Genomic DNA, 22,078 nt, shown 5'->3' on the forward strand with positions numbered 1-22,078 from the left:
TGCTAGGTTTCCAATCATTAATTATGTTTAGAGCTTGAGAAACATCCATAAAAAAATCCAAGTGCATTAAATACACTTGGATTTTGACAGCTCTGAAGGATCCTTCAACCGATCGCTTTGGCTTTAACTGATCGGCATTAACGCATCGGCGTTCCTTTTTATTATCTGCTGATTAAAAACAGATTGATTCAAAGGCTATCAACAAACAACCTTAACAGCCAAACCACCTTGAGAAGTCTCACGGTATTTAGCGTTCATGTCTTTACCTGTTTCTAGCATTGTTTCGATAACTTTATCTAGAGAAACAGTAGGAGCAGAAGAGCGACGAAGCGCCATACGAGTCGAGTTGATTGCTTTAACTGCAGCAATACCGTTACGCTCGATACATGGTACTTGTACTTGGCCAGCAACTGGGTCACATGTTAGACCTAGGTTGTGCTCCATGCCGATTTCTGCAGCCATACATACTTGCTCAGGGCTACCACCCATAAGCTCAGCAAGACCAGCAGCAGCCATAGAGCATGCCACACCAACTTCACCCTGACAGCCAACTTCAGCACCAGAGATTGAAGCGTTACGCTTGTAAAGACCACCGATCGCGCCAGAAGCTGCGAAGTAACGGATGTAATCTTTCTCTGTCACTGTTTGGATGAACTTATCGTAGTAAGCCAATACAGCAGGGATGATGCCACATGCGCCGTTTGTTGGTGCCGTTACTACACGGCCGCCAGCTGCATTTTCTTCGTTTACTGCGAAAGCAAACATGTTTACCCAGTCAACAACCGACATTGGATCATTGGTTGTTTTTTCTGAAGTCATTAGCTGTTGGCGAAGTGCTGCTGCACGGCGAGGAACACGTAGTGGACCAGGCAGGATACCTTCAGTATTCATACCGCGATCCATACACTCACGCATAGTTTTCCAGATGTTAGCGAAGTAAGTGCGAGACTCTTCGTCTGAGTGGAACGCTGCTTGGTTTTTCATAACCAGTGTACTGATAGAAAGACCGCTTTCTTTGCACTGATTAACCAGCTCTTCAGCTGTTGTGAATTCGTAAGGTGCTTTGATTGGGTTTTCTTCTTCTTTGCCGAAGTTCTCTTCGTCAACGATGAAACCGCCGCCAATTGAGTAGTACGTTTTTGAGTATGCAACTTCGTCACCAACCCATGCATGAATGCTCATGCCGTTCTCGTGTAGAGAAAGGTTGCTAGTGTGGAAGTTCATACCGCCATCGCGTGGGAACGATACTGTATGACAGTGCATGCCAACAGGAAGGCGCTCAGTTTCTTCTACGCGAGCAATGAAGCCAGCAATAGAATCGATATCAACACGCTCAGGAGTATTGCCAGCAAGACCCATGATGATTGCGATATCTGTGTGGTGACCTTTCCCTGTCAGTGATAGTGATCCATATACGTCCACGGTGATTTTAGTGATGTCGCGCAATTTTCCCATTGAACGTAGGTCATCAATAAATTCTTTACCCGCTTTCATTGGTCCAACTGTGTGTGAGCTCGATGGACCAACACCGATTTTATAGATATCAAATACACTAATCATAGCGATTACCTCAAAAAGAGAGCCTCCCAAGGGGAGTCGGGAGGCTCATTTATTATCATTATATTTTTTGTCTAATCTCGCGATATAAGATGGATGCCATCTTATAAAAACGGCTTGAGATTAAAGAGCGCCGTAGATTACAGAACTAATAGCCGCTAGACCACATAAAGCTGTAAAGATTTGCACAGGTGCTGAAGTTTTGTACTTAGCCATAGCTGGTACTTTCTGCATCGCGAACACAGGCATTAGGAACAGGATAGCTGCAATCATTGGAGCACCCATTGTTTCAATCATACCTAGGATACTTGGGTTAACTACTGCAACAATCCAAGTTGTAACAACGATGAACGCTAGAGATGCTTTTTCAATCTTAGAGATTGAAGAACCAGAGCGAGACTTGATTAGACCAACAAGACCTTCGTGAGCACCTAGGAAGTGACCGAAGTAGCTAGAAGTAATCGCTGCGAATGCTACAAGAGGACCCATGTAAGAGATAAGTGGAGACTCGTGAACGTTAGCTAGGTAAGAAAGAACAGAGATGTTCTGTGCTTGCGCTGTTGCTAGTTGCTCTGGAGATAGAGAAAGCACTACAGAGAATACGAAGAACATTACAAAACCCATCAGCATCATTGCTGCGCCACCAGTGATCGCGTCAGTTTTCTTAACTGCGTCATCACCGTATACACGACGTTGCTCTTTAGAGAACTGTGAAATGATTGGGCTGTGGTTGAAAGAGAACACGATGATTGGAATAGCAAGCCAGATAATAGAAGGCATTGTTGACCATTCTGGGCTTACGTCCATCATTGAAGTGTTCCAATCAGGAACTAGGTAAAAAGATAGCGCTAGTAGGATGAATACTAGTGGGTAAACCATTGCTGAAGTTGCTTTAAGCATCAGCTCTTTACCGAATACAACACCTGCTGTCATAGCAAGGATAAGTGCACCAGAAAGAAGAGGACGTGGAATAGATTCCATACCCATTTGGTTTACTAGGAAAGAATCAACTGTGTTTGTGATACCAACACCGTAGATAAGAACGATCGGGTAGATAGCGAAGAAGTAAGCAAAAGTAATAATGTTTGCGCCAGTCTTACCGAAGTGCTCTTCAACTGTGTCTGTAATATCAGCTTCAGGGTTTTTAGCAGACAGTACGAAACGAGCTAGAGATTTGTGTGCGAACCAAGTCATTGGTGCCGCAATTAGAGCTAGGATAACTAATGGCCAAAAACCACCCGCACCAGCTTTGATTGGAAGGAATAGTACGCCAGCACCAACTGCTGTACCGAATAGTGATAAACACCAGGTAAAATCTTTATAGTTAAACTTGCTTGAATCTTTAACGGCATTTGCCGAAGAAGTTGTTGTGTTCATGTTAAATTACTCATTTTTTGGGAACAGGAAATAAGTCGGGGCTAATTCTGCAGAATTTTCTTCTGCAAAAAATAGATCTAAATCATGTAATGAAACGGCGTGTCACATGATATGCGAAAAACGGATTTTTGATCACGAAAATAGCGTGCCACAGGTGATTTATGTTTATGCTTGGTATTACTTTTATTTATGCGAAAGGCGGGGTTGTATAGATTTATACCAGGGAAACGTTTGCGTAAAATTGCATTAATAAATCTGTTCCATAGAAAGTCTGGATTTTGTTAACAGAGATTAAACAAAACGTAGTTGCTATGTAATTTGTTGCACTACATGTTGCTGCAGTGAATGGATGATTTGCGCCGTAACGCCCCAAATTAGGTGCTCTTGGAAGGGCATAGCAAAAACTCGATGCTTGATTTGTTTAAAGTTAACAGTGTGGCTGTGTAACTTGGCTTGGTCTAAAACATAGGTAGCGGGCACCTCAAAAATTGAGGCAACTTCGTTCTCATCGATGATGGCTTTATAGTCAGGATCGACCATGGCAACAATCGGCGTCACAGAAAATTTACTAATAGTACTCAATGCAGGTAATTGCCCAACAATTTTAACTTGATCCGATCGAATTCCCACCTCCTCATGGAGCTCTCTGAGTGCAGTGAATTGCATAGAAGGGTCAGAAAGTTCGTGTTTACCACCAGGAAAGCTGACTTGGCCGGGGTGATGCTTTAAATGAGCCGCTCTTTTAGTAAAAATGACATGTAAACCATCTTCTCTTTCAACTAAACCTACCACCACTGCCGCTTTACGTAATTGCTCGCCACTGATGTGCGAAACACGCTCTACTGACTCTGGGTGATAGCCAACGGTAGGGTTAAGTTGGAATTGCTGAAGGAAGTTTTCTTTATTCATATCAAGCCAATATATTGATTATTATGATTTTAATTATAGACATAACCGTGGGTTGATTACCAATATTGAGTTTTTCTTCATTCACTTTCCCTCTTTTAGTTATTAATTGGGCGTCATGAGGGGCTGTTTACCGATGAATCTCCTCAAAATGACGATTTTTGCTATATTCAATATGTGCATACAGGCGAGTAAGCGTTATCGATGTCATAAAATTGGGTGACGAAACGTAGATTTTTTGTTTAAGAATTTGATAACAATAACTTAGTGGACCATTCTAAAAAGAAATAGAAGAAAAGGTATGAGATGAAAGGAATCATATTCACCGAATTTTTAGAGCTTGTTGAAGACAAGTTTGGGCTAGAGCTTTTGGAAGAAGTTCTAGAAATGTCAGAAGATGAAGGAATCTATACGTCGGTCGGCAGTTACGACCACAAAGACCTTGTCAGGTTGATTATCAACTTGAGTAAGAAAACCGATATTGATGCGGCAAGCTTGCAACGCGTGTTTGGGCAGTCTGTATTTAAGAACTTACTGGCCTCATTACCGAATAAAGCGAGCCTTGCTCACAGCAATACCACCTTTCAATTTATTCAGCACGTAGAGCGTTACATTCATGTTGAAGTGAAGAAGCTCTATCCAGATGCTGAGCCACCTGAATTCAGTTTTATCACCACGACCGAAGCACAACTTGTTTTTGACTACAAAAGCGCAAGGTGTATGTCTCATGTTTGCTTAGGGCTTATTGAAGGATGTGCTGAATACCACGGTGAATCTATCGCGGTGGAGATGACGCCACAAAATGATGACCAAAGCGTGGTTAGGTTTAATCTCAAAGTAGAAAAGTAATATGGATCTGGCATCTGCCCTAGAGAAGAAGCTTAAGCGTCAAATCGCGGCAAGGAAAGCGGCTGAAGGATTGTTGGAACAGAAGAGCCTCGAACTGTTCGAGGCTAACCAACAGCTTGAGCTTGCTTTGCGTCAGTTAGAAAAGCGCTCCAACGCGAATATACGCCGCATTGAATTCCAAGAACAAATCGACAACCTGTTGATTGATTTTGGGCGCGCGTTTCTAAGAAATGATCTCGATGATGTCATGCTATCTGAACTAACGACCAACGTGACTAACAGTTACTTAATCGAAGCCAGTCGTTTGATTCTACCTCCCAAGCTCATCCCTCAGTTACAGACCTATGATTATGGCGATGAGACTGTCGAGGTGTTAGAGCAAGACATTCAAGAACCTCATTGGCAAGACAACCTACTGACCGTGCCCTTAGAGGTTGAAAAAGTCATAGTTGGTGCGTTAATCGTCAGAGTCAGGTTGTTAGACCAAGACTACGAGTTTATCCAAAGCCAACTGTTGTTGGTCACGGACCTTATCTGCAGTGCCTTAACCCATCAACTAGCAATCAACCGAAATATTGAATCACGTAAACGAGCGGAAGAGTCCGAAAGGGCAACGCGTGACTTTGTGGCCATGATTAATCATGAGTTAAGAACTCCACTTAATGGCTTACTAGGCAGTGCCGAGTTGATCAGTGATACCGAACTGAATAGCTCTCAGCGTGAGATAGTGAACAACCTGAGCCAATCTGGAGAGTTTCTCCGAACCATCATTAATGATCTATTGGATTACAGCAAAATTAACGCAGGGATGTTAGAGCTTATTCCAAAGAAATTTGCCCTACGTGATTTGAGAAACACGATTGAAAGCATCTTCGTCAATCGAGCAATTGAGAAGCAGCTCGAATTCAATATCAGTGTTGCGTCAAACGTTCCCTCCCATTTCCAAGGCGATTTAGAGCGCATCACACAACTGTTTGTGAACTTAATAGGTAATGCGATTAAATTTACAGAAGAAGGGCATGTGAATGTTGATATTGAGTGGGACAAAAACCAATTTGTTTTCTCTGTAGAAGATACCGGAGTCGGAATCGCTGAATCGGCGCATAAGACGCTGTTTGAACCTTTTACGCAGGCAGATAACTCAAGTAGTCGGAACTATGAGGGCACCGGGCTTGGCTTAGCGATTTGTCGCAAACTGGTGGCTCTGATGAATGGCGATATTGGGGTGACCAGTGTTGTTGGCTCAGGCACGACCTTTACCATCTCGATTCCTCTTCAAGTTGTCGATGTTCCGGCAGAGAGTGATAGTGTCGCCAAGGGCTTTGAGTCTGAAGCGGAATTGTCACTACTTAAAGTGCTGGTGGTTGATGATATTAAGATGAACCAGATCATCATCCAGCAAATGCTTCGTAAACATGAGATTGAACCTGCTATCGCAAGCAATGGTGTCGAAGGGTTTGAGCTCGCGTCAGACAACGAATACGACATTGTATTCATGGATTGCAGAATGCCTGTTATGGACGGGTTTGAAGCAACAGAGAAGCTAAGAGAGAAGGGTTACGTTAAATCTATTGTGGCACTGACCGCCGGAACGACATTGGAAGAACGCGAACGTTGTATTCAGTGTGGAATGGATGACATTTTGAGTAAGCCTTACACCGCCAACGATCTGAAAGAGATGCTCAAGAAGTGGGGTGTCTCAGCGGTGAAGGTCGCTTAAACACGCGAATAAAGCGTTGTGAGTTATGTACTCTAACTTACAGACTAAAAAACCGAAGTGATCTTACGATCCTTCGGTTTCTTTTTATATCGAACTTTTGCTAGCCGTTAAGCTACGGAACTCGCAGTTAATGACACTAGGTTTAGCAATCTTCAAGTACCGGTAGAATTCGACTCAGCTTATCCAGTGTTTCTTGGTATTCAGAAGCACAATCACTATCAAATACCACACCACCGCCAGCCCAAGCATAAAGCGTGTTGTTCTCGGCGACTAATGTACGAATGGTAATACTGGTATCCATTCTGCCATTTCGGCTGATGTAGCCAATACTGCCGCAGTACGCTGAACGTCGATGCGGTTCTAACTCTTCAATGATCTGCATCGCGCGAACTTTTGGTGCGCCAGTAATCGATCCTCCAGGGAAACAGGCTCTCAGAAGGTCAGTTGCAGAGTATTGGTCATCAAGGTCCGCTCGTATCGTGCTCACTAAGTGGTGCACGGCAGGGAAGCTTTCAATATCGAAGAGCTTTGGTACATGCACTGTGCCCGGTTTTGCTACTCGGCCAATGTCATTACGAAGTAGGTCGACGATCATCAAGTTTTCCGCCTGATCTTTATCGGCGCTTGCTAGGTCTTGCGCGTTGGCATTATCAATCATCGGGTCCTCAGAACGAGGTCGTGTGCCTTTGATTGGCTTGGTTTCAATGACGTTGTCTTTGAGTTCTAAGAAACGCTCTGGCGAAACACTGATGATTGCGCAGTCGGCCAAACGGATAAAACCCGAAAAGGGCGCTGAGTTGTACTGTTCTAACTTGTCATAAGCCAGCCATTCACTACCTTGGTATTGGGCATTGAAGCGCTGAGCCAAGTTAATCTGATAGCAATCGCCGGATAACAGGTACTCTTGAACACTATCGAATTTCGTTGCGTAGTTCTGTTCGCTCATATTGGATTGCCACGGTGTGGTTAACCCAAAGGGCGCATGTGATAGGTGTGATTGAGCCATCTGCTGCATTAGCCAATCATGATGTTCATCGATATTGCTACCGACAATACACGCCGTTTTCAATTGGTGGTCAACGATAACAGCCCATTCATACAAGCCAACTGCCATGTCAGGTGCTTCAATATCACGCTTTGCGAGTGATGGAAGTGTCTCGACTCTGCGCCCTAAATCATAGCTAAAATAGCCTAAAGCGCCGCCAACGAATGGCAACTGAGTGTGCTCTTTAGTCGCAGGCAATAATTGTTGCTGATATTGGTCGAGTAGTTCGAAAGGATCAGAGTCTGAAACCTCGCACGTCTCATTAACATTAACGGTCGTTTCTGCACCGATTGTCTCGAAGGTGGCGATGGGTTGAGCAACTAAAATATCGTATCGACTATCAACGTGGCTTTCTGAAGCGGAGCGTAATAGCATTGCCCACGGCAGGTTTTCAATATGGGAAAACAGCTGTTTAGCTAAAGTTGATTGATATTCAAGCGGCTTGATTTGGATAGAGCGAAATTCGTTGTTATTCATTTGTTTAATTTGTGACAAAGAGTTCGATCACTGCATGGCGTGTGAGAGGAAGCAAGAGTATCATAAATTGAAAATAAAATGGGTTCTTGATTAGAACGGAGTAATCCAAGTGGTTTAGTTTAAAGCTATGCAAGCGATTGCTAAAGCAACTAAATACAGCTCAACACAATAAAAAGCTAAACCACCTAATTCGATTTGGCACATATAGTCAAACTGTGAACCCACATGGAACCAGAACAATAAAGAGGCATGCAATGACGGTTATTCGTAAGCAAGATGTGATCAGCAGTGTCGCTGACGCACTTCAGTACATTTCTTATTATCACCCTTTAGACTTTGTCCAAGCCCTAGAAAAAGCGTACGAGAAAGAAGAGAGCCAAGCAGCAAAAGATGCGATCGCTCAGATTCTTATCAACTCGCGCATGTCTGCGGAAGGCCATCGTCCAATTTGTCAGGATACGGGTATTGTTACTTGTTTCGTGAACATCGGTATGGATGTTAGGTGGGAAACGGATCAAACAGTACAACAGATGGTTGATGAAGGCGTTCGTCAAGCTTACAACAACCCAGATAACCCATTGCGTGCATCTGTCCTAATGGACCCTGCAGGTAAGCGTATTAATACCAAAGACAACACACCAGCGGTTGTTCACATTAATATGGTTCCAGGCAACAAAGTTGAAATTCAAATCGCGGCTAAGGGCGGCGGTTCTGAGAACAAAACCAAGATGGTTATGCTGAACCCTTCTGATGATATTGCAGAATGGGTAGAGAAGACGCTGCCAACAATGGGTGCAGGCTGGTGTCCACCGGGTATGCTAGGTATAGGCATCGGCGGTACGGCTGAGAAAGCAGCTGTGCTAGCGAAAGAATCTTTGATGGAACACATCGATATCCAAGAGCTTATCGAGAAAGGTCCTGAGAACGCAGAAGAAGAGCTTCGTTTAGACATCTTCAACCGTGTAAACAAGCTTGGCATTGGTGCACAAGGTCTTGGCGGTCTCACTACTGTGGTTGATGTAAAAATCAAAACAGCACCAACTCATGCTGCTTCTAAGCCTGTATGTTTGATCCCGAACTGTGCAGCAACGCGTCACGTTCACTTCACACTAGATGGCAGCGGCCCAGCAGAGCTAACGCCACCTAAGTTAGAAGAGTGGCCAGACATCACTTGGGAAGCGGGCGCAAATACACGTCGTGTTAACCTTGATGAAGTGACTAAAGAAGACGTACAAGAGTGGAAGACCGGCGAAACGGTTCTTCTGTCAGGTAAGATCTTAACCGGTCGTGATGCTGCTCATAAACGTATTCAAGGCATGCTAGAAAGCGGCGAAGGCTTACCAGCTGGCGTTGATTTCAAAGGTAAGTTCATTTACTACGTGGGTCCTGTTGATGCTGTAGGTGATGAAGCGGTAGGTCCTGCGGGCCCAACAACTTCAACACGTATGGATAAGTTCACTGACATGATGCTGAACGAAACTGGCATTATGGGCATGATCGGTAAAGCGGAACGTGGCCCTGCAACGGTTGAATCAATCAAAGAGCACAAAGCGGTTTACCTAATGGCGGTTGGTGGTGCAGCTTATTTAGTCGCAAAAGCAATTAAAAAAGCACGCGTTGTTGCGTTTGAAGATCTCGGTATGGAAGCGATTTACGAGTTTGAAGTTGAAGATATGCCTGTAACGGTAGCGGTTGACTCTAACGGCGTGAACGCACACCAGATCGGCCCTGACACGTGGAAAGTGAAGATTGCTGAAGCTGAGAAAGCGTAATTAATCGACGCCAAAAAATCGTAATTGTCGCTAACTTCAGCGTTTGAATTGCAATTTTTGACAGAAAGTTAAAGACAAAAGTGCAGCATTATCTGCACTTTTGTCTTATTATCAATGATATAGTGATAAACACATAGTTTGATATAAGAACATAGGAGAGAGGAATGCCTCGTTTTATTCAGATCCTACAGATTATCTTGGCAGTGGTGATTGGTGCTTTTGTTGGCTACGACCTGATCTTGAAAGGGATCAGTATCTTTGATAATAAATACGTGACGATTACATGTGCGCTTTGGCTAATTGCAGAGATTGCGCTGTTTGTTATCTACAAGTTGATTGAAGACGATTAAACGTCGGATATCGTGCAAAAATTCTAAAGCCCCTGATTATGAATGTAGTCAGGGGCTTTTATTCATCTAGCATTAAGAATGTGTATTGCATACTCATCAACATCAACATAAGCAAAAGCATACAAACTATCCCAATTGGGAAAGAACATAGGCTTGCCTCTCTATTATCATAACCAGCTAGCCTAACTATCACGGAGTCGTTCAAATGAAACACCTAACTCAAGAAATGAGTGACTTTATAAGCAGAGGAACGGATTCTCATATTCGAGTAGCGGTCACGGGTCTTTCTCGTGCGGGTAAGACAGCATTCATAACTTCGCTGGTTAATCAGCTTCTTCACACGTCTACCCATAAAAACCTGCCACTGCTTGCATCGGCGAGAGATGGAAGAATTATTGGCGCAAAGCGCATCCCGCAACACAACATGATGATTCCACGCTTCTCTTATGATGAAGCGATGGAGTCGTTGAATGCACAGCCACCAGAATGGCCGGTACCAACGCGTGATGTCAGTGAGATTCGTTTAGCCATCAAATATAAGCCTGCGAAGGGCGCAAAGAAGCTACTGAGTAAAAACAGCACCCTTTATCTCGATATTGTCGATTATCCAGGTGAATGGTTGCTTGATTTGCCGTTACTGGATATGGACTTCGATACCTGGAGCCAATCTCAGTTTGCCGCATTGAAAGGCGACAGAGAAACTTACTCGCAACAGTGGAACGTAATGCGTGGTGATATCGATTTGCTAGCAGAAGCGGACGAAAAGAAACTGGTCGCGATTGCCGATAGCTACACCCAGCACCTTCATACTTGTAAAAGTAACGGACTGCATTGGGTACAACCGGGTCGATTCGTATTACCGGGTGAGCTTGAAGGCGCGCCTGTGTTGCAATTCTTCCCGTGTCTCGCACCTGAGGGTAAGTTCTCAAAAACAAGTAACTATGCGGTACTGAAAGCGCGTTATGAAGAGTATCAACAGAAGGTCGTGAAAGCGTTCTACAAGAATCACTTCGCGACGTTCGACAGACAAATCGTGTTGGTGGATTGCTTACAGCCACTTAATGCGGGCTATGACTCTTTCATGGATATGCGTGGCGCGTTAGAACAGTTACTTAAGAGCTTTAAGTACGGTCGAAGCAATATCTTAAGACGTTTATTTGCGCCGAAGATCGACAAGATCTTGTTTGCAGCCACCAAGGCTGACCACGTGACACCGGATCAACATCCGAACTTGGTGTCACTGTTACAACAGATGGTACATCCGGCTTGGCAGCAGGCGGCGTTTGAACACATCGACATGAGTTGTATGAGTATCGCGTCTATTCAAGCGACCAGCGCGGGTTATATCTCGTCTGGCTCAGACAATGTTCCGGCGTTGCAAGGTGTGACTTTGGATAATGTCCCTCAAACCATGTATCCGGGAGAGGTGCCGCGTAAGTTGCCCAACAAACAGTATTGGGAAACCAACCAGTTTGATTTCACGAGCTTTAGACCGATGGAGCAACATTCCGATGAGCCTTGCCAACATCTAAGAGTCGACAAGGTTTTAGAGTATCTCATTGGCGACAAGTTGAAGTAATTGAGGCAATCAAAATGAGTGAATTAAAAACAAAGCAGGTCTTTAATGAACCGTTGAAGACCTCTTTTGATGAGCAAGACAAGAGTGACGTTGGCCCGGATTTAGGCGCTCAACAACTGTTCACAGAGCAAGAGAAATTTGTCCCTGTCGCACCGCAAGTGAAAGCTGATCTTGATGGTGAAGCTGAGCAGCAATTGGAACAAGTGATTCGACCGAGCAAAAAGAAGAAGTGGTTTGGAACGGGTTTATTGGTCGCTTTCTCTGGCCTAGTTGGATGGCAGGCAATTGATTCGGTCATTACCGCGATTCAATCGGCTGACTGGCTGGCGTTAGGTTGGGCAGGCTTCATTGCTGCCATTGCTTCATTGGGTTTAGGCGCAATAGGCAAAGAGCTGTGGAAACTGCGTTCACTTAAAGATCACTTTAGTGTGCAAGAGCAGAGTGAAGAGCTACTCCAAAGTCAAAGTGTCGGCAAGGGCAAAGCGTTCTGTGAAAACATCGCCAAGCAAGGTGGCATTATCGCTGAGTCTCCTTCGTACGATAAGTGGCGAAACAGCATTAACCCAGCACACAGTGATGCAGAAGTGTTGGATATGTACGATGCGTTAGTCGTGAGTCAACAAGACAAAGTAGCGACTCAAATCGTCACTAAGTTTTCGACCGAATCGGCGGCTTTGGTTGCAGTGAGTCCATTGGCGGCGGCTGATATGTTGCTGGTGGCTTGGCGAAATTTCACCATGATCGACAAGCTTGCTGATGTGTATGGCATTGAGCTTGGCTACTGGTCTAGGATTAAGCTATTTAAATTGGTGTTAATCAACATGGCAGCAGCGGGAGCCAGTGAACTCGCAATTGATGCAAGTATGGATCTCGTCTCGATGGATCTTGCAGGCAAAGTCTCAGCTCGAGCAGGGCAGGGGCTAGGTGTTGGTATTCTTACTGCAAGACTGGGTCTAAAAGCCATGACATTGCTTCGACCTATGCCTTGGCATAACGAGAGAAAAGTAAAACTGGCAGACCTCCGCAAAGCCGTCCTTTCAGAAATAAAGCGTATCACTCTCAAATAAAGCATTTAAAGCTCAATAGTTTGAGAAGAAGAGTAAACATATGTTTACTCTTCTTCTTGACTGAACTCAGAGCTTAATCCACACTACTGTCAACTTATCCTGACACCTATAATAGGACTATTTGTGCGTCTTGAAGTATTGTGTGAAGACAGACTCGGCTTAACACGTGAGTTGCTCGATATCTTGGCCTCAAAAAGCATTGATTTAAGAGGAATCGAAATTGATGTTAAAGGTATTATTTACCTAAACTGCCCTGATATCGATTTTGATGCTTTTAGTGAACTTATGGCTGAAATTCGCCGAATTTCAGGTGTGAAGGATGTACGTAAAATCCAATTTATGCCAAGCGAAAGGCATAACACAGAGCTGATTGCTCTGCTGGCAAACCTACCTGATCCTGTTATTGCGATTGACCTTAAAGGCTCAGTCGATATGGCTAACCACGCTGCATTGAACCTTTTTAATAAGCAAGAAGACGCAGTCATCGGTGAACCGCTAGCGACGTTTGTTCCTAGTTTTAACTTTGCTCGTTGGATCGAAGGCGATGTAACGCGCCATCGTGAAGTTGTCGTGTTGGATGGTTTAGATTTCTCGATTGAGATCCTGCCGATTTACCTTGGTGGTGATGTCAACGAAGCGGTACTGGCAAGCGCAGTAATGACGATTCGTTCTTGTAATCAAGAGATGAACTCGCCAGATTCAATCCCAGAACAGAACAACCTAGGTTTCGAACATTTTGTTGGTGTCTCTAATCGCCATAAAGCCTTGATCAGCCAAGCTAAGAAATTGGCTATGCTGGATCAGCCTCTATTAATTGAAGGCGACACAGGTACAGGCAAAGAGATGTTGGCGAAAGCGTGTCATAACCGTTCAAATCGATCGTCTTTCCCATTCTTGATTCTAAGCTGTGCATCGATGCCTGATGACGTAGCGGAAACGGAATTGTTTGGTCATGCGCCGGGTTCATTCAACCATGAGCAAGGTCATAAAGGTATTTTCGAACAAGCGAATGGCGGTACGGTATTTTTAGATGAAATTGGCGAGATGAGCCCGCATCTTCAAATCAAGCTGCTGCGTTTCCTACAAGATGGTTCATTCCGTCGTGTTGGTGAAGAAGAAGAGATGCACGCGGATGTTCGTATTATTGCATCAACGCGCCACCGTCTTTCTGAATTAGCCGACTCGGGTTCGTTCCGTGAAGATTTGTTCTACCGCTTGAATGTACTGACTCTGTCTATTCCAGCATTGCGTGAACGCTCAAACGACGTAGCGCCACTGTTGGAACTGTTCGTTGCAAAGTACGCGCAGCAGTTAGGTATGTTAAAACCAAAACTGACTCAAGAGTTAGTCGACCAGCTTGGTAATTACCAATGGCCGGGCAACATTCGTCAGTTAGACAACATGGTTCTACGCGCACTAACAGAGTTGGATTCAGACACGCTAACGGTTGAGCAATTCCACTTGCCACAGCTTGAAACATTGACGGCAGGAATGGCGAACCTGAGCTTAGACGGCTCGCTCGATGAGATCATGAAAGACTATGAATCTCAGATTCTAGAGAAGCTTTATCAGTCTTTCCCATCCAGCCGTAAGCTAGCAAAACGTTTGAATGTATCTCATACCTCAATTGCGAATAAGCTTCGTGATTACGGTATCAGAAAGAACTGATCGAATAAGAACAAGATTATGGAAGATTTGAGTACACCAGAGCGCATTTATAAGCATGATGGTAATCTGATTTTACGCACGGCTGAAATCGATGACGCTGGCATGATCAGCGAGTACTTTCAGGTTAACAGAGAGTACCTGAAACCTTGGGAACCGATTCGCGAAGACGCGTTCTTTGATAGAGCGAGTTGGGTGCAGCGACTGATCAAGTTAAACGAGCTTCATAAAATGGGGCTAGGCTATTACTGTTTATTGATTAACGCTGACTCTAATGAAATGTTAGGCACCATATCGTTCAGTAATTTGTCGCGTTTCCCGTTCTACGCTTGTAATGTCGGTTACTCATTGGCGCAAAGTGCACAGGGCCACGGTTACATGCGCAGAGGTTTGAGCATGGCCAAAGACTACATGTTTGATGTGCAGAACATGCACCGCTTAATGGCGGGCTACATGCCTCACAACGAACGCAGTGCTGGTGTATTAGAACATCTTGGTTTTGTCCGAGAAGGTTTTGCTAAAGACTACCTACAGATTAACGGTAAATGGGAAGACCATATACTGACGGCATTAGTTAACCCAAACTGGGAAGATAGACGCGCTGTATAGAGATCAATAGTCATTAGGCGTAAGTACCAATTAAGCGTAAATACAGATTTAGAGGCAGTGACGACATAGATAAAATGAAACCGTCACTGCATCAAAAAGAACAGATAGGCATGGTAAATCCATCAGCCTGAGAAGATATTTGAGGAATTTTGATGTCATACACAACTTTGGACGAATACCAAAGAAAATGGATTTTCACACACCAGTCAATGCCGCTGCCGGCAGAGGACTTGGAAAAGATTAAGCCAATGACACAGGCGAGAGCATCTCAGTTCTGGAAAGAGAACGTGAGCCCTCAAAGCCCAGACGCAGAACGACTGAGCTCGCAAGACTGGCCAAGCAAAGCATCGAACTGGAATGAAGAGATCAGCTGGATGGCGCATTGGGAAGCGGATGAGCCTGAAATGCCAGAAGAGATTCTTAACTTTATTGATTGGCAAGATGACGTAACTGTTTATTTTTGTTATGAAAAGTACAATGTTCTTGAAACCAAATGGGCGATTTTCAAGAAGCATTGGAAGAACTTTTTGTTCTACGATGATGGCCCGATTTTAATCGGTCGTCGTCGTTCAGAAGCCCTTTGGTTTGCTACCAATGGCAAGGTGAAAATCGGTAACCGTGCTTAATCTCGGTGTGATTTAATCGAGTGAGTGTTGGTGTTTCGATCAACAGATAGAAAAACAAAAAGCGAGCATCGAGCTCGCTTTTTTTGTGCCTAATGATCTTCGAAGATCATGGGGAAAGACCCACTATTTGAGCCCAACTAAAGGTGACCATATCCACTCATTTAAAGCGAGTGAATTACGAAATTGAGATCGCTATCTCATTGGGTTAGTTGAAGTTTCATGGGGTTGAGCTATCTTTATATTACTGCCTTAGTGGAGGTGAAGTATTATGATTTGGGATACTCTCGAACGTGTAAATAAACTTCGCAAGGAAGCAATGGAGGATCCAGAGTTTTTGGATTCAGCAAAAATGCATGAGGAATGGCTTTTAAGCGAAACTCATAATCAATCGAACAAAGGAGCAAAAGAGAAGAAACCGAAAAAACTATCTGACATTTATGAAAATACGGATTTTCCTATCAACCCAACTGGAACCAAACATTAACAATGATGAACTGCAACACGGTTAAGGCTCTTAACCAAAAAGCTATAAGTCGATTACACATACCAGCCTTAAGCCACCAATAAAAAAGCCACTTTCAACGAATCGAAAGTGGCTTTTTCTTTTCTTGCTAGCTTCTTTACCATTAGCAACGAAAGCTAATCGTTTTCAAACCTAGTTATTGATTAGGCTTAATCCGCTTGGTAACGCATCACCAAACACACGCTTAGATTCACTCTCAGAAAGCTCAGTCACTTCACTCACTAGTGTTAACCATGAGTCAGGTACCTTGCTTTGCTTAAGCTTCTCAATCACTTGATTGCGATAGTCGTCAGAGATATCAAACTGACGGTCACCGGTTTTTCGACAAATCATCACCGCTGCGAAGGCGATCATCTGCTCTTTCTGCCAGTTCTGTTCAAGCAGTTTTGGTAACCACTGTTCAGCTTGCTCTCTAGGAATTACGCTGTGTTGGCTGCCATACAAAGGCGTTCTTGATGCTAATCGTCCTAGCGCCCACCAGTGAGCCTGTTCAAATTGGTTATGGTTGATCGCTTTGCTTAAGAACCAACTTGCCAGCAGCACTTTGTCTTCAACCTCAAGTTGCTCAAGTGACGCCGCTAAACGGACCATGGCTTCATAACCATTATCTTGCGCATCTTTGGCTGTCTTAGGGTTCTTCATTGCACCTGGGTGAAGGTATTTAGCGATGTCAGCCAAGATACTCTCTTGCTGCTCTTGGTTTAGCCCACCAGCGACACGACGCCAGAATACCCACCAGTCTGTCCAGCCTTGGTGGTTCTTGAACTGAATGTTCTGTTGGTAAAGGCCCCAAATCTGTTCGATACGCCATGAGTCAGTCGGATCGCCAAAGCCAGGACGTAGCGAGTATCCCGCCAAACGTAGCCAGTTCTTCTCGTGTGCTTCTGAGCGACGACGACGTTTACGACCTAATGAGAAGGTATCAAATAGATGACGAAGGGTCGTGAAGTCCCATTCATCGCGTTTACCTAGTCGCTTCTCAAGATCTTTCGATAGTGTTTTGATCTCTTTCGATTCAGCACTCTTCTTGTTGCCGCTGTACAGACGAGAAATCAACTCCTTACACTCTTCCAATCTTGGGTGAAGCGCGGAGGTATCAGATTCATCGCCTTGCTTGTTTCTTACTTCAAACTCGAGCAACCAACGCTTAGAGTCATCTTCTATACTCACACACTCCATTTTCAATGTGCCGACTTCGGTTAACTGACAAGCGAGCAGTACTTCAACACGCTCTTTTTGGTTGGCTTGGAGCTCTGCAGTACCTGAACCTTCCAGTGTAGAAATATACGGTGGAAGAGGGGAGAACAAGTCGGCATCCACATTGACCATCACACCGTTTTGAATGGCGGTGTCATGAGCAATTTGATCGTGTGTTGAAGTCAGAAGATTAAATCGTACTGGCTCACCTAAAGTCAGCGAGAAACGACGGCTGTTCAAGCGTATCTCTTGGCCTTCTTCGGTTCCTTTGGCAAGCAGACAAAGCGCTTTACCCATCTTGTTTTTCTCTTGCAGATGCAAGAAGTAAGAACGGGCAGCACCGCCACCGATTTTCAGCTGTGCACCGCGGCGTGCTTTACCAAAGGCAACCGCGCCAAGGGCAACAGACCAATCTGGATGAGGGTTATCAAGCACTGTGATAGGAGAACCGTTCCAGTTGCCAAGTAGCTGAGTAATTCGCTCTGTTACCAGTTCACTGTTAAACACACCACCATTGAGCAGCACGCCAACTGGAATTGCAGGTTTGGTATCATCAAACTCAACAGAGTCTGACTTTTCCAATGCGGCTTTAGATACTTGCTGATGTGTCGCTAGGAATTCGGCAACGTGCTTACTCACCGCAGGGTCAGCCACGTAAGGCAGACCAAACTCAACCACAGCACTGCGGCGTTTGTCGGGTGTTTCAGTAAACTCAGAAAGCGGGAAGAAACCTTCCAATGCGATTTGATGGACTTCTTGTTTAGTTAAACCAATACTCTTAGTACCGCCAAGCAGTTTTGAACCGCTGCCCAGCATGGTGATCTTTACATCATCGGGCGCATTGGCAGAAAGCAGGCTCTCTTTTGCGGCGCGAGTCTGTTGAATCAGTTTGGTTAGGCTAGAGGCATTGAGCTTTTTGTTTTGATTGAAGCGTTGCTCAGCGAGGTGAGCAAGCGCTAAATCGAGGTTGTCACCACCGAGCATCAAGTGTTCACCAACACCAATACGGTCGAGTGCGAGCTCGTTATTACCGTCGCTGTTCGCATCGAATTTGGCTTCAATTAAGCTTAAATCGGTGGTACCACCTCCAACATCACACACTAGAATCAGTGGGATTTGTTGAAGTTCATCTGCTGCGGTTTGTTGGTGACGGGCATACCAGTCATAACAAACGGCTTGCGGCTCTTCGAGTAATAGAATCTTACCTAAGCCCGCCAGTTCTGCGGCTTCGAGTGTTAGCTTACGTGCTGTCTCATCGAAGGAAGCAGGAACGGTAACCACAACATCTTGGTCTTCCAGCTTGTTGCTCGGGTTACGGTAGTTCCATGCTTGGCGAATGTGGTTGAGGTAGCTTGCACTCGCCACAACTGGCGAGACTTTATCGACATCAGCTGCGCCAGCCCAAGGCAGAATGTCGGAGTTACGATCAACCGCTTGGTGTGATAGCCAACTCTTAGCACTCGATACTTGGCGGCCTTCAACCTTAGCGCCTAATTCACGAGCCCATTCACCGACGATAACGTTCTTAATATCGCCTTCAACGGGGCTTGGTTCCCACGGCATCGTCAGGTCAGAAGGGGAGATTTGACCTTGTGCTGGGTGGTAACGAAAGGATGGAAGTAGGGGCTTGCGAACCACTTCACCGGGGCCGATGAGTTGGTCAATATCGAAAAGAGAAACGGGAGCATGTTGTAGGTCGTCGTTGATTTCACAGTAAGCGACAACCGTATTGGTTGTACCTAAGTCAATGCCGACTAAAAAACGAGGAGTTGCCATACAAAACCTTATTCTTCCAGAGTGATGACCAGTTTTTTGATAGCTTTGGTCTTATTGTTGTTATTCGTAAACGTCATTCCTGAGAAACAGGCAGGACTAGATTGAGAAATGCATTGATAAAGTAACGGCACCCGCTAAGGTGCCGTTGATTCATTATGCTTGTTCGTTTGAGTCGTTATTCGAGTCTTCACGAACATCGAACTCAACGTGCCACTTCTGACCGTTGTCAGTAGCAATCGCTTCTAGGTGTAAGGTGCCTAGCTCAGTAACGCGAGAAGCCAAAGTCACTGGAACCACTTCACCTTCGCGACGGCCTTCAGAAACCGGCAATGTCACTTGGATTTCAGGAAGCTCATCAAGCTCTTCAGGCGCCCAGTGATCAAGGTGCGTACCCGCTTCATCTTCACGACGAATGGTTGAACCGAAGAACTGGAAGTGTACTGGCTGACCAATCACTAGACCAAATTCTTGGCTAGGTACTTGTACGCTTGAACCTTCTTCCATACCAAATGGTGCAACACACAAAGCTTCCATCGGAGGAGCCATACCTGGGATAGCTGGCATCGCGCTTTCAATTCCTACGTAGTAAGAAGAAGCGATACCACCGCGGATACGAACGCCTTGGCCACGACGAACTGCGCCGTAGTATGAAGCGCCACTTGCAACCGCTAGGTCTAAATCTAAACCTGAAAGCTGTTTTGCGAACTCTTCGTCAGCATTGATCAACCATTCGTTGATCGTATCTGAAAGACGATCAGCAAGTAGGTTCGATTTTAGAACACCACCATTGAACAGGATTGCTGTTGGCTTGATGAAGTCTGCCGCTGGCGCTTCTGACCCTTGCGTACCGGGCATACCGGGCATGTTTGCAAACGGGTTGAAATCTTGCTGAGCCGTTTCGCTATTTCCAGAAAGCGCGTTCGCTTGCTTAGAAAGGAATGCGGCAATGTGACGAGTAATACCTGCGTCTTGAGCGTAAGGCAGGCCCATTTGAGTCAGTGCGCCACGCGTCTTTTGTACAGGGTGCTCAGTTACAGCAACTTTAGGGAAGAAGCCGTCCACTAATGTTTGTTGAACTTCTTGCTGAGTCAGTTCTGTTTTCAGTGTTGCGCCAAGCAGTTTAGAACCACGGCTTGGAACAACGATAGGCACAGATTGCAGTTCAGCATCGTTAAGCAGTGCTTCTTTCGCATCACGACATGCGTGAGTCATTGCTTGAACCTGCCAAGGAGCCAGTTCTTTGCCTTCTTGCGCCAGTTTCATTTTCAGACGGTAAGCCAGTGCTAAGTCCATGTTGTCGCCGCCAAGTAGGATATGTTCACCTACTGCGATACGGTTCAGGCTTAGGTTGCCGTCATCTTGTGTTACTTCAACTAACGAAAGGTCGGTTGTACCACCACCGATATCGACAACAAGAACGATGTCACCAACGTTTACTTCATCACGCCATGTGTCGTTGCTGTTATCAATCCAGCTGTACAGAGCCGCTTGTGGCTCTTCAAGAAGCGTTAGGTGAGTGAAACCAACATTACGTGCAGCTTCTGCTGTTAGGTCACGAGCCGCAGGATCAAACGAAGCTGGAACCGTGATCGTTACATCTTGGTCTGCTAGTTTGTGTTCTGGGTTTGCGTGGTTCCATGCGTCTTTAAGATGCTCAAGGTACAATTCAGTTGTCTTAAGCGGAGATACTTTTTCAACTTCTTCAGGGCTGCCTGCAGGAAGGAAAGCATCGCGACGGTTAACACCACCGTGGCATAGCCAAGATTTTGCACTTGCTACCAAACGGATAGGGGTTTTCGAACCAAGGTTACGTGCAATAGCACCAACCAGTGCTTTAGGCTCAGAAGACCAAGGAAGAACGCGAGATCCCGCATTCATTTCATGTTCGTGCGGTTGGTATAGGAACGAGCCAAGTTGGCTGCGAGTTTCTACTGTACCTGGCGCCGTCAGTTGAGGGATTTGCATCACCTCAACGCGAGCGTCTTCATTGCTTGTGTCGATGTAAGACAAAACGCAATGTGTAGTACCTAAATCGATACCAACACTGAACTTGGGTGCCTGGTTTTGCTCTTGAGAAGATGGCTCTTGAGCTGAATGACTTTGGTGTTCCATTATAGCTCCACCTCTGCCGGTGCAATTACAGATGCATCGTAGTTTTCAGCAAGCTTAGGCAGGTTCATGTCAGTTGCTTTCCAACCTTTGTGAACCAGTGTGCCGTTGAATGGCGCATTACCCGTTACGTTGCCAGTTAGGCGAATTTCTTGAGGGTTGAAACCTTCAGCAATAGTGATACGTGTTTCTTCATCTTCAGTGCGGATGTGAGACAGCGTTACGTAATCAGCCAATACTTTTTGACCGCCAGTGTGAATAACACGAGCTGCTGCGCCAACTTCTTCATCAGAGAATGACGTTAGGTCTTCTTTTAAGAAGTCGATAAGGCGCGCTTCTTGCTGCATGATAGACAGTAGCTGCATTGCAGAGTCTGTTGGTGCTGTAGCAAGCTTAGATTCAACTTCTACTACTTTTTCGATCACACGTTCAACTTCTACTACTTTCTCTACTTCGACAATTTTCTCAACTGGCTTTTCAACTTCAACGACCTTTTCTACTGGTTTTTCTACGACTTTCTCAACCACTTTGGTTTTACGAGAAACGGCAATTAACAGTAGTAAAACGCTTGATGCAGTTAGGCCTGCGTGAAGCATATCAAACGTTTGTGGGATTAGGTTCAAATCAACGATCATAGTGATTTCTCTTTAAAATTGATTTAACGGTATATTCGTCGGTTTAAAGGAATATACAGGTTGGAAAGAAACTCAGTGGCATAAGGCCGAAATGGTCACTTTCAAGCTATAAATATGGGTGGATACTAGCATATTCAAGGCTTAAGGGCTTTATTTAATGTTTTCAATAAACTGGCTTTTTGGTGAGTTAGCTTAAAAGTTAATCGAGATTTGTTGGTTTATTAGCCGTAAATGTCCAT

The 22,078-nt window shown here is 44.9% G+C and carries 17 protein-coding genes; 10 read left to right on the top strand and 7 right to left on the bottom strand.

The window, feature by feature from the left end; all coding sequences use genetic code 11:
- Positions 1-198 precede the first annotated feature (198 nt).
- The 3 genes from AB4503_RS14000 to AB4503_RS14010 form a co-directional block, all read right to left on the bottom strand.
- Complete coding sequence (locus AB4503_RS14000; RefSeq protein ID WP_017060420.1) at positions 199-1,560, bottom strand: L-serine ammonia-lyase; 1,362 nt, start codon at positions 1,558-1,560, stop codon at positions 199-201.
- A gap of 120 nt (positions 1,561-1,680) precedes the next feature.
- Positions 1,681-2,934, bottom strand: a complete 1,254-nt coding sequence (locus AB4503_RS14005) for an aromatic amino acid transport family protein (RefSeq protein WP_048609200.1) — start codon at positions 2,932-2,934, stop codon at positions 1,681-1,683.
- A gap of 309 nt (positions 2,935-3,243) precedes the next feature.
- Positions 3,244-3,843, bottom strand: coding sequence for a CoA pyrophosphatase (locus AB4503_RS14010; RefSeq protein ID WP_102333204.1), 600 nt, complete (start codon positions 3,841-3,843; stop codon positions 3,244-3,246).
- Positions 3,844-4,146: 303 nt separating this feature from the next.
- Here AB4503_RS14010 and AB4503_RS14015 point away from each other — a divergent pair, with 303 nt between their 5' ends.
- Both AB4503_RS14015 and AB4503_RS14020 read left to right on the top strand, forming a co-directional pair.
- Positions 4,147-4,689, top strand: a complete 543-nt coding sequence (locus AB4503_RS14015; protein ID WP_017060423.1) for a heme NO-binding domain-containing protein — start codon at positions 4,147-4,149, stop codon at positions 4,687-4,689.
- Position 4,690: 1 nt separating this feature from the next.
- Positions 4,691-6,409, top strand: coding sequence for an ATP-binding protein (locus AB4503_RS14020; protein WP_136979629.1), 1,719 nt, complete (start codon positions 4,691-4,693; stop codon positions 6,407-6,409).
- Between the two features lie 142 nt (positions 6,410-6,551).
- Here the strand turns inward: AB4503_RS14020 and pabB are convergent, their stop codons facing one another.
- Entirely contained in the window at positions 6,552-7,931 is a 1,380-nt protein-coding gene (pabB, locus tag AB4503_RS14025; RefSeq protein WP_372115142.1) for an aminodeoxychorismate synthase component I, read from the bottom strand.
- A gap of 254 nt (positions 7,932-8,185) precedes the next feature.
- Here pabB and AB4503_RS14030 point away from each other — a divergent pair, with 254 nt between their 5' ends.
- The 8 genes from AB4503_RS14030 to AB4503_RS14065 all read left to right on the top strand — a co-directional run bounded on the left by AB4503_RS14030 (position 8,186) and on the right by AB4503_RS14065 (position 16,083).
- Positions 8,186-9,703, top strand: coding sequence for a fumarate hydratase (locus tag AB4503_RS14030; RefSeq protein ID WP_017068776.1), 1,518 nt, complete (start codon positions 8,186-8,188; stop codon positions 9,701-9,703).
- A 164-nt stretch (positions 9,704-9,867) separates the two neighbouring features.
- The gene (locus tag AB4503_RS14035) at positions 9,868-10,053 is read left to right on the top strand and encodes a hypothetical protein (RefSeq protein ID WP_004734731.1); all 186 of its coding nucleotides are present in this window, start codon (positions 9,868-9,870) and stop codon (positions 10,051-10,053) included.
- A gap of 205 nt (positions 10,054-10,258) precedes the next feature.
- Positions 10,259-11,632, top strand: a complete 1,374-nt coding sequence (locus AB4503_RS14040; RefSeq protein WP_372115144.1) for a YcjX family protein — start codon at positions 10,259-10,261, stop codon at positions 11,630-11,632.
- 14 nt (positions 11,633-11,646) lie between these two features.
- Entirely contained in the window at positions 11,647-12,699 is a 1,053-nt protein-coding gene (locus AB4503_RS14045) for a YcjF family protein (protein ID WP_102333205.1), read from the top strand.
- 123 nt (positions 12,700-12,822) lie between these two features.
- Positions 12,823-14,367, top strand: a complete 1,545-nt coding sequence (gene tyrR, locus AB4503_RS14050) for a transcriptional regulator TyrR (protein ID WP_229647229.1) — start codon at positions 12,823-12,825, stop codon at positions 14,365-14,367.
- Between the two features lie 18 nt (positions 14,368-14,385).
- Positions 14,386-14,973, top strand: coding sequence for a ribosomal protein S5-alanine N-acetyltransferase (rimJ, locus tag AB4503_RS14055; protein ID WP_050643212.1), 588 nt, complete (start codon positions 14,386-14,388; stop codon positions 14,971-14,973).
- 152 nt (positions 14,974-15,125) lie between these two features.
- Entirely contained in the window at positions 15,126-15,599 is a 474-nt protein-coding gene (locus AB4503_RS14060; protein ID WP_017060433.1) for a DUF2947 domain-containing protein, read from the top strand.
- A gap of 268 nt (positions 15,600-15,867) precedes the next feature.
- Positions 15,868-16,083, top strand: coding sequence for a hypothetical protein (locus AB4503_RS14065; RefSeq protein WP_012604204.1), 216 nt, complete (start codon positions 15,868-15,870; stop codon positions 16,081-16,083).
- A gap of 171 nt (positions 16,084-16,254) precedes the next feature.
- On the opposite strand, the gene AB4503_RS14070 is transcribed toward AB4503_RS14065, so the two are convergent.
- From AB4503_RS14070 to AB4503_RS14080, 3 genes are all read right to left on the bottom strand, one after another.
- The gene (locus AB4503_RS14070; protein WP_372115147.1) at positions 16,255-19,095 is read right to left on the bottom strand and encodes an Hsp70 family protein; all 2,841 of its coding nucleotides are present in this window, start codon (positions 19,093-19,095) and stop codon (positions 16,255-16,257) included.
- Positions 19,096-19,248: 153 nt separating this feature from the next.
- Positions 19,249-21,207, bottom strand: a complete 1,959-nt coding sequence (locus tag AB4503_RS14075) for an Hsp70 family protein (protein WP_017065433.1) — start codon at positions 21,205-21,207, stop codon at positions 19,249-19,251.
- Positions 21,207-21,839: a DUF2760 domain-containing protein gene (locus AB4503_RS14080; protein ID WP_017060436.1), complete on the bottom strand. Its 633-nt coding sequence runs from the start codon at positions 21,837-21,839 to the stop codon at positions 21,207-21,209. The genes AB4503_RS14075 and AB4503_RS14080 overlap by 1 nt, the downstream gene beginning before the upstream one ends.
- Positions 21,840-22,078: the final 239 nt, after the last annotated feature.

Origin of the sequence: Vibrio sp. 10N.222.55.B11 (assembly GCF_041473705.1) — a bacterium.
GTDB classification, from domain to species: domain Bacteria; phylum Pseudomonadota; class Gammaproteobacteria; order Enterobacterales; family Vibrionaceae; genus Vibrio; species Vibrio crassostreae_C.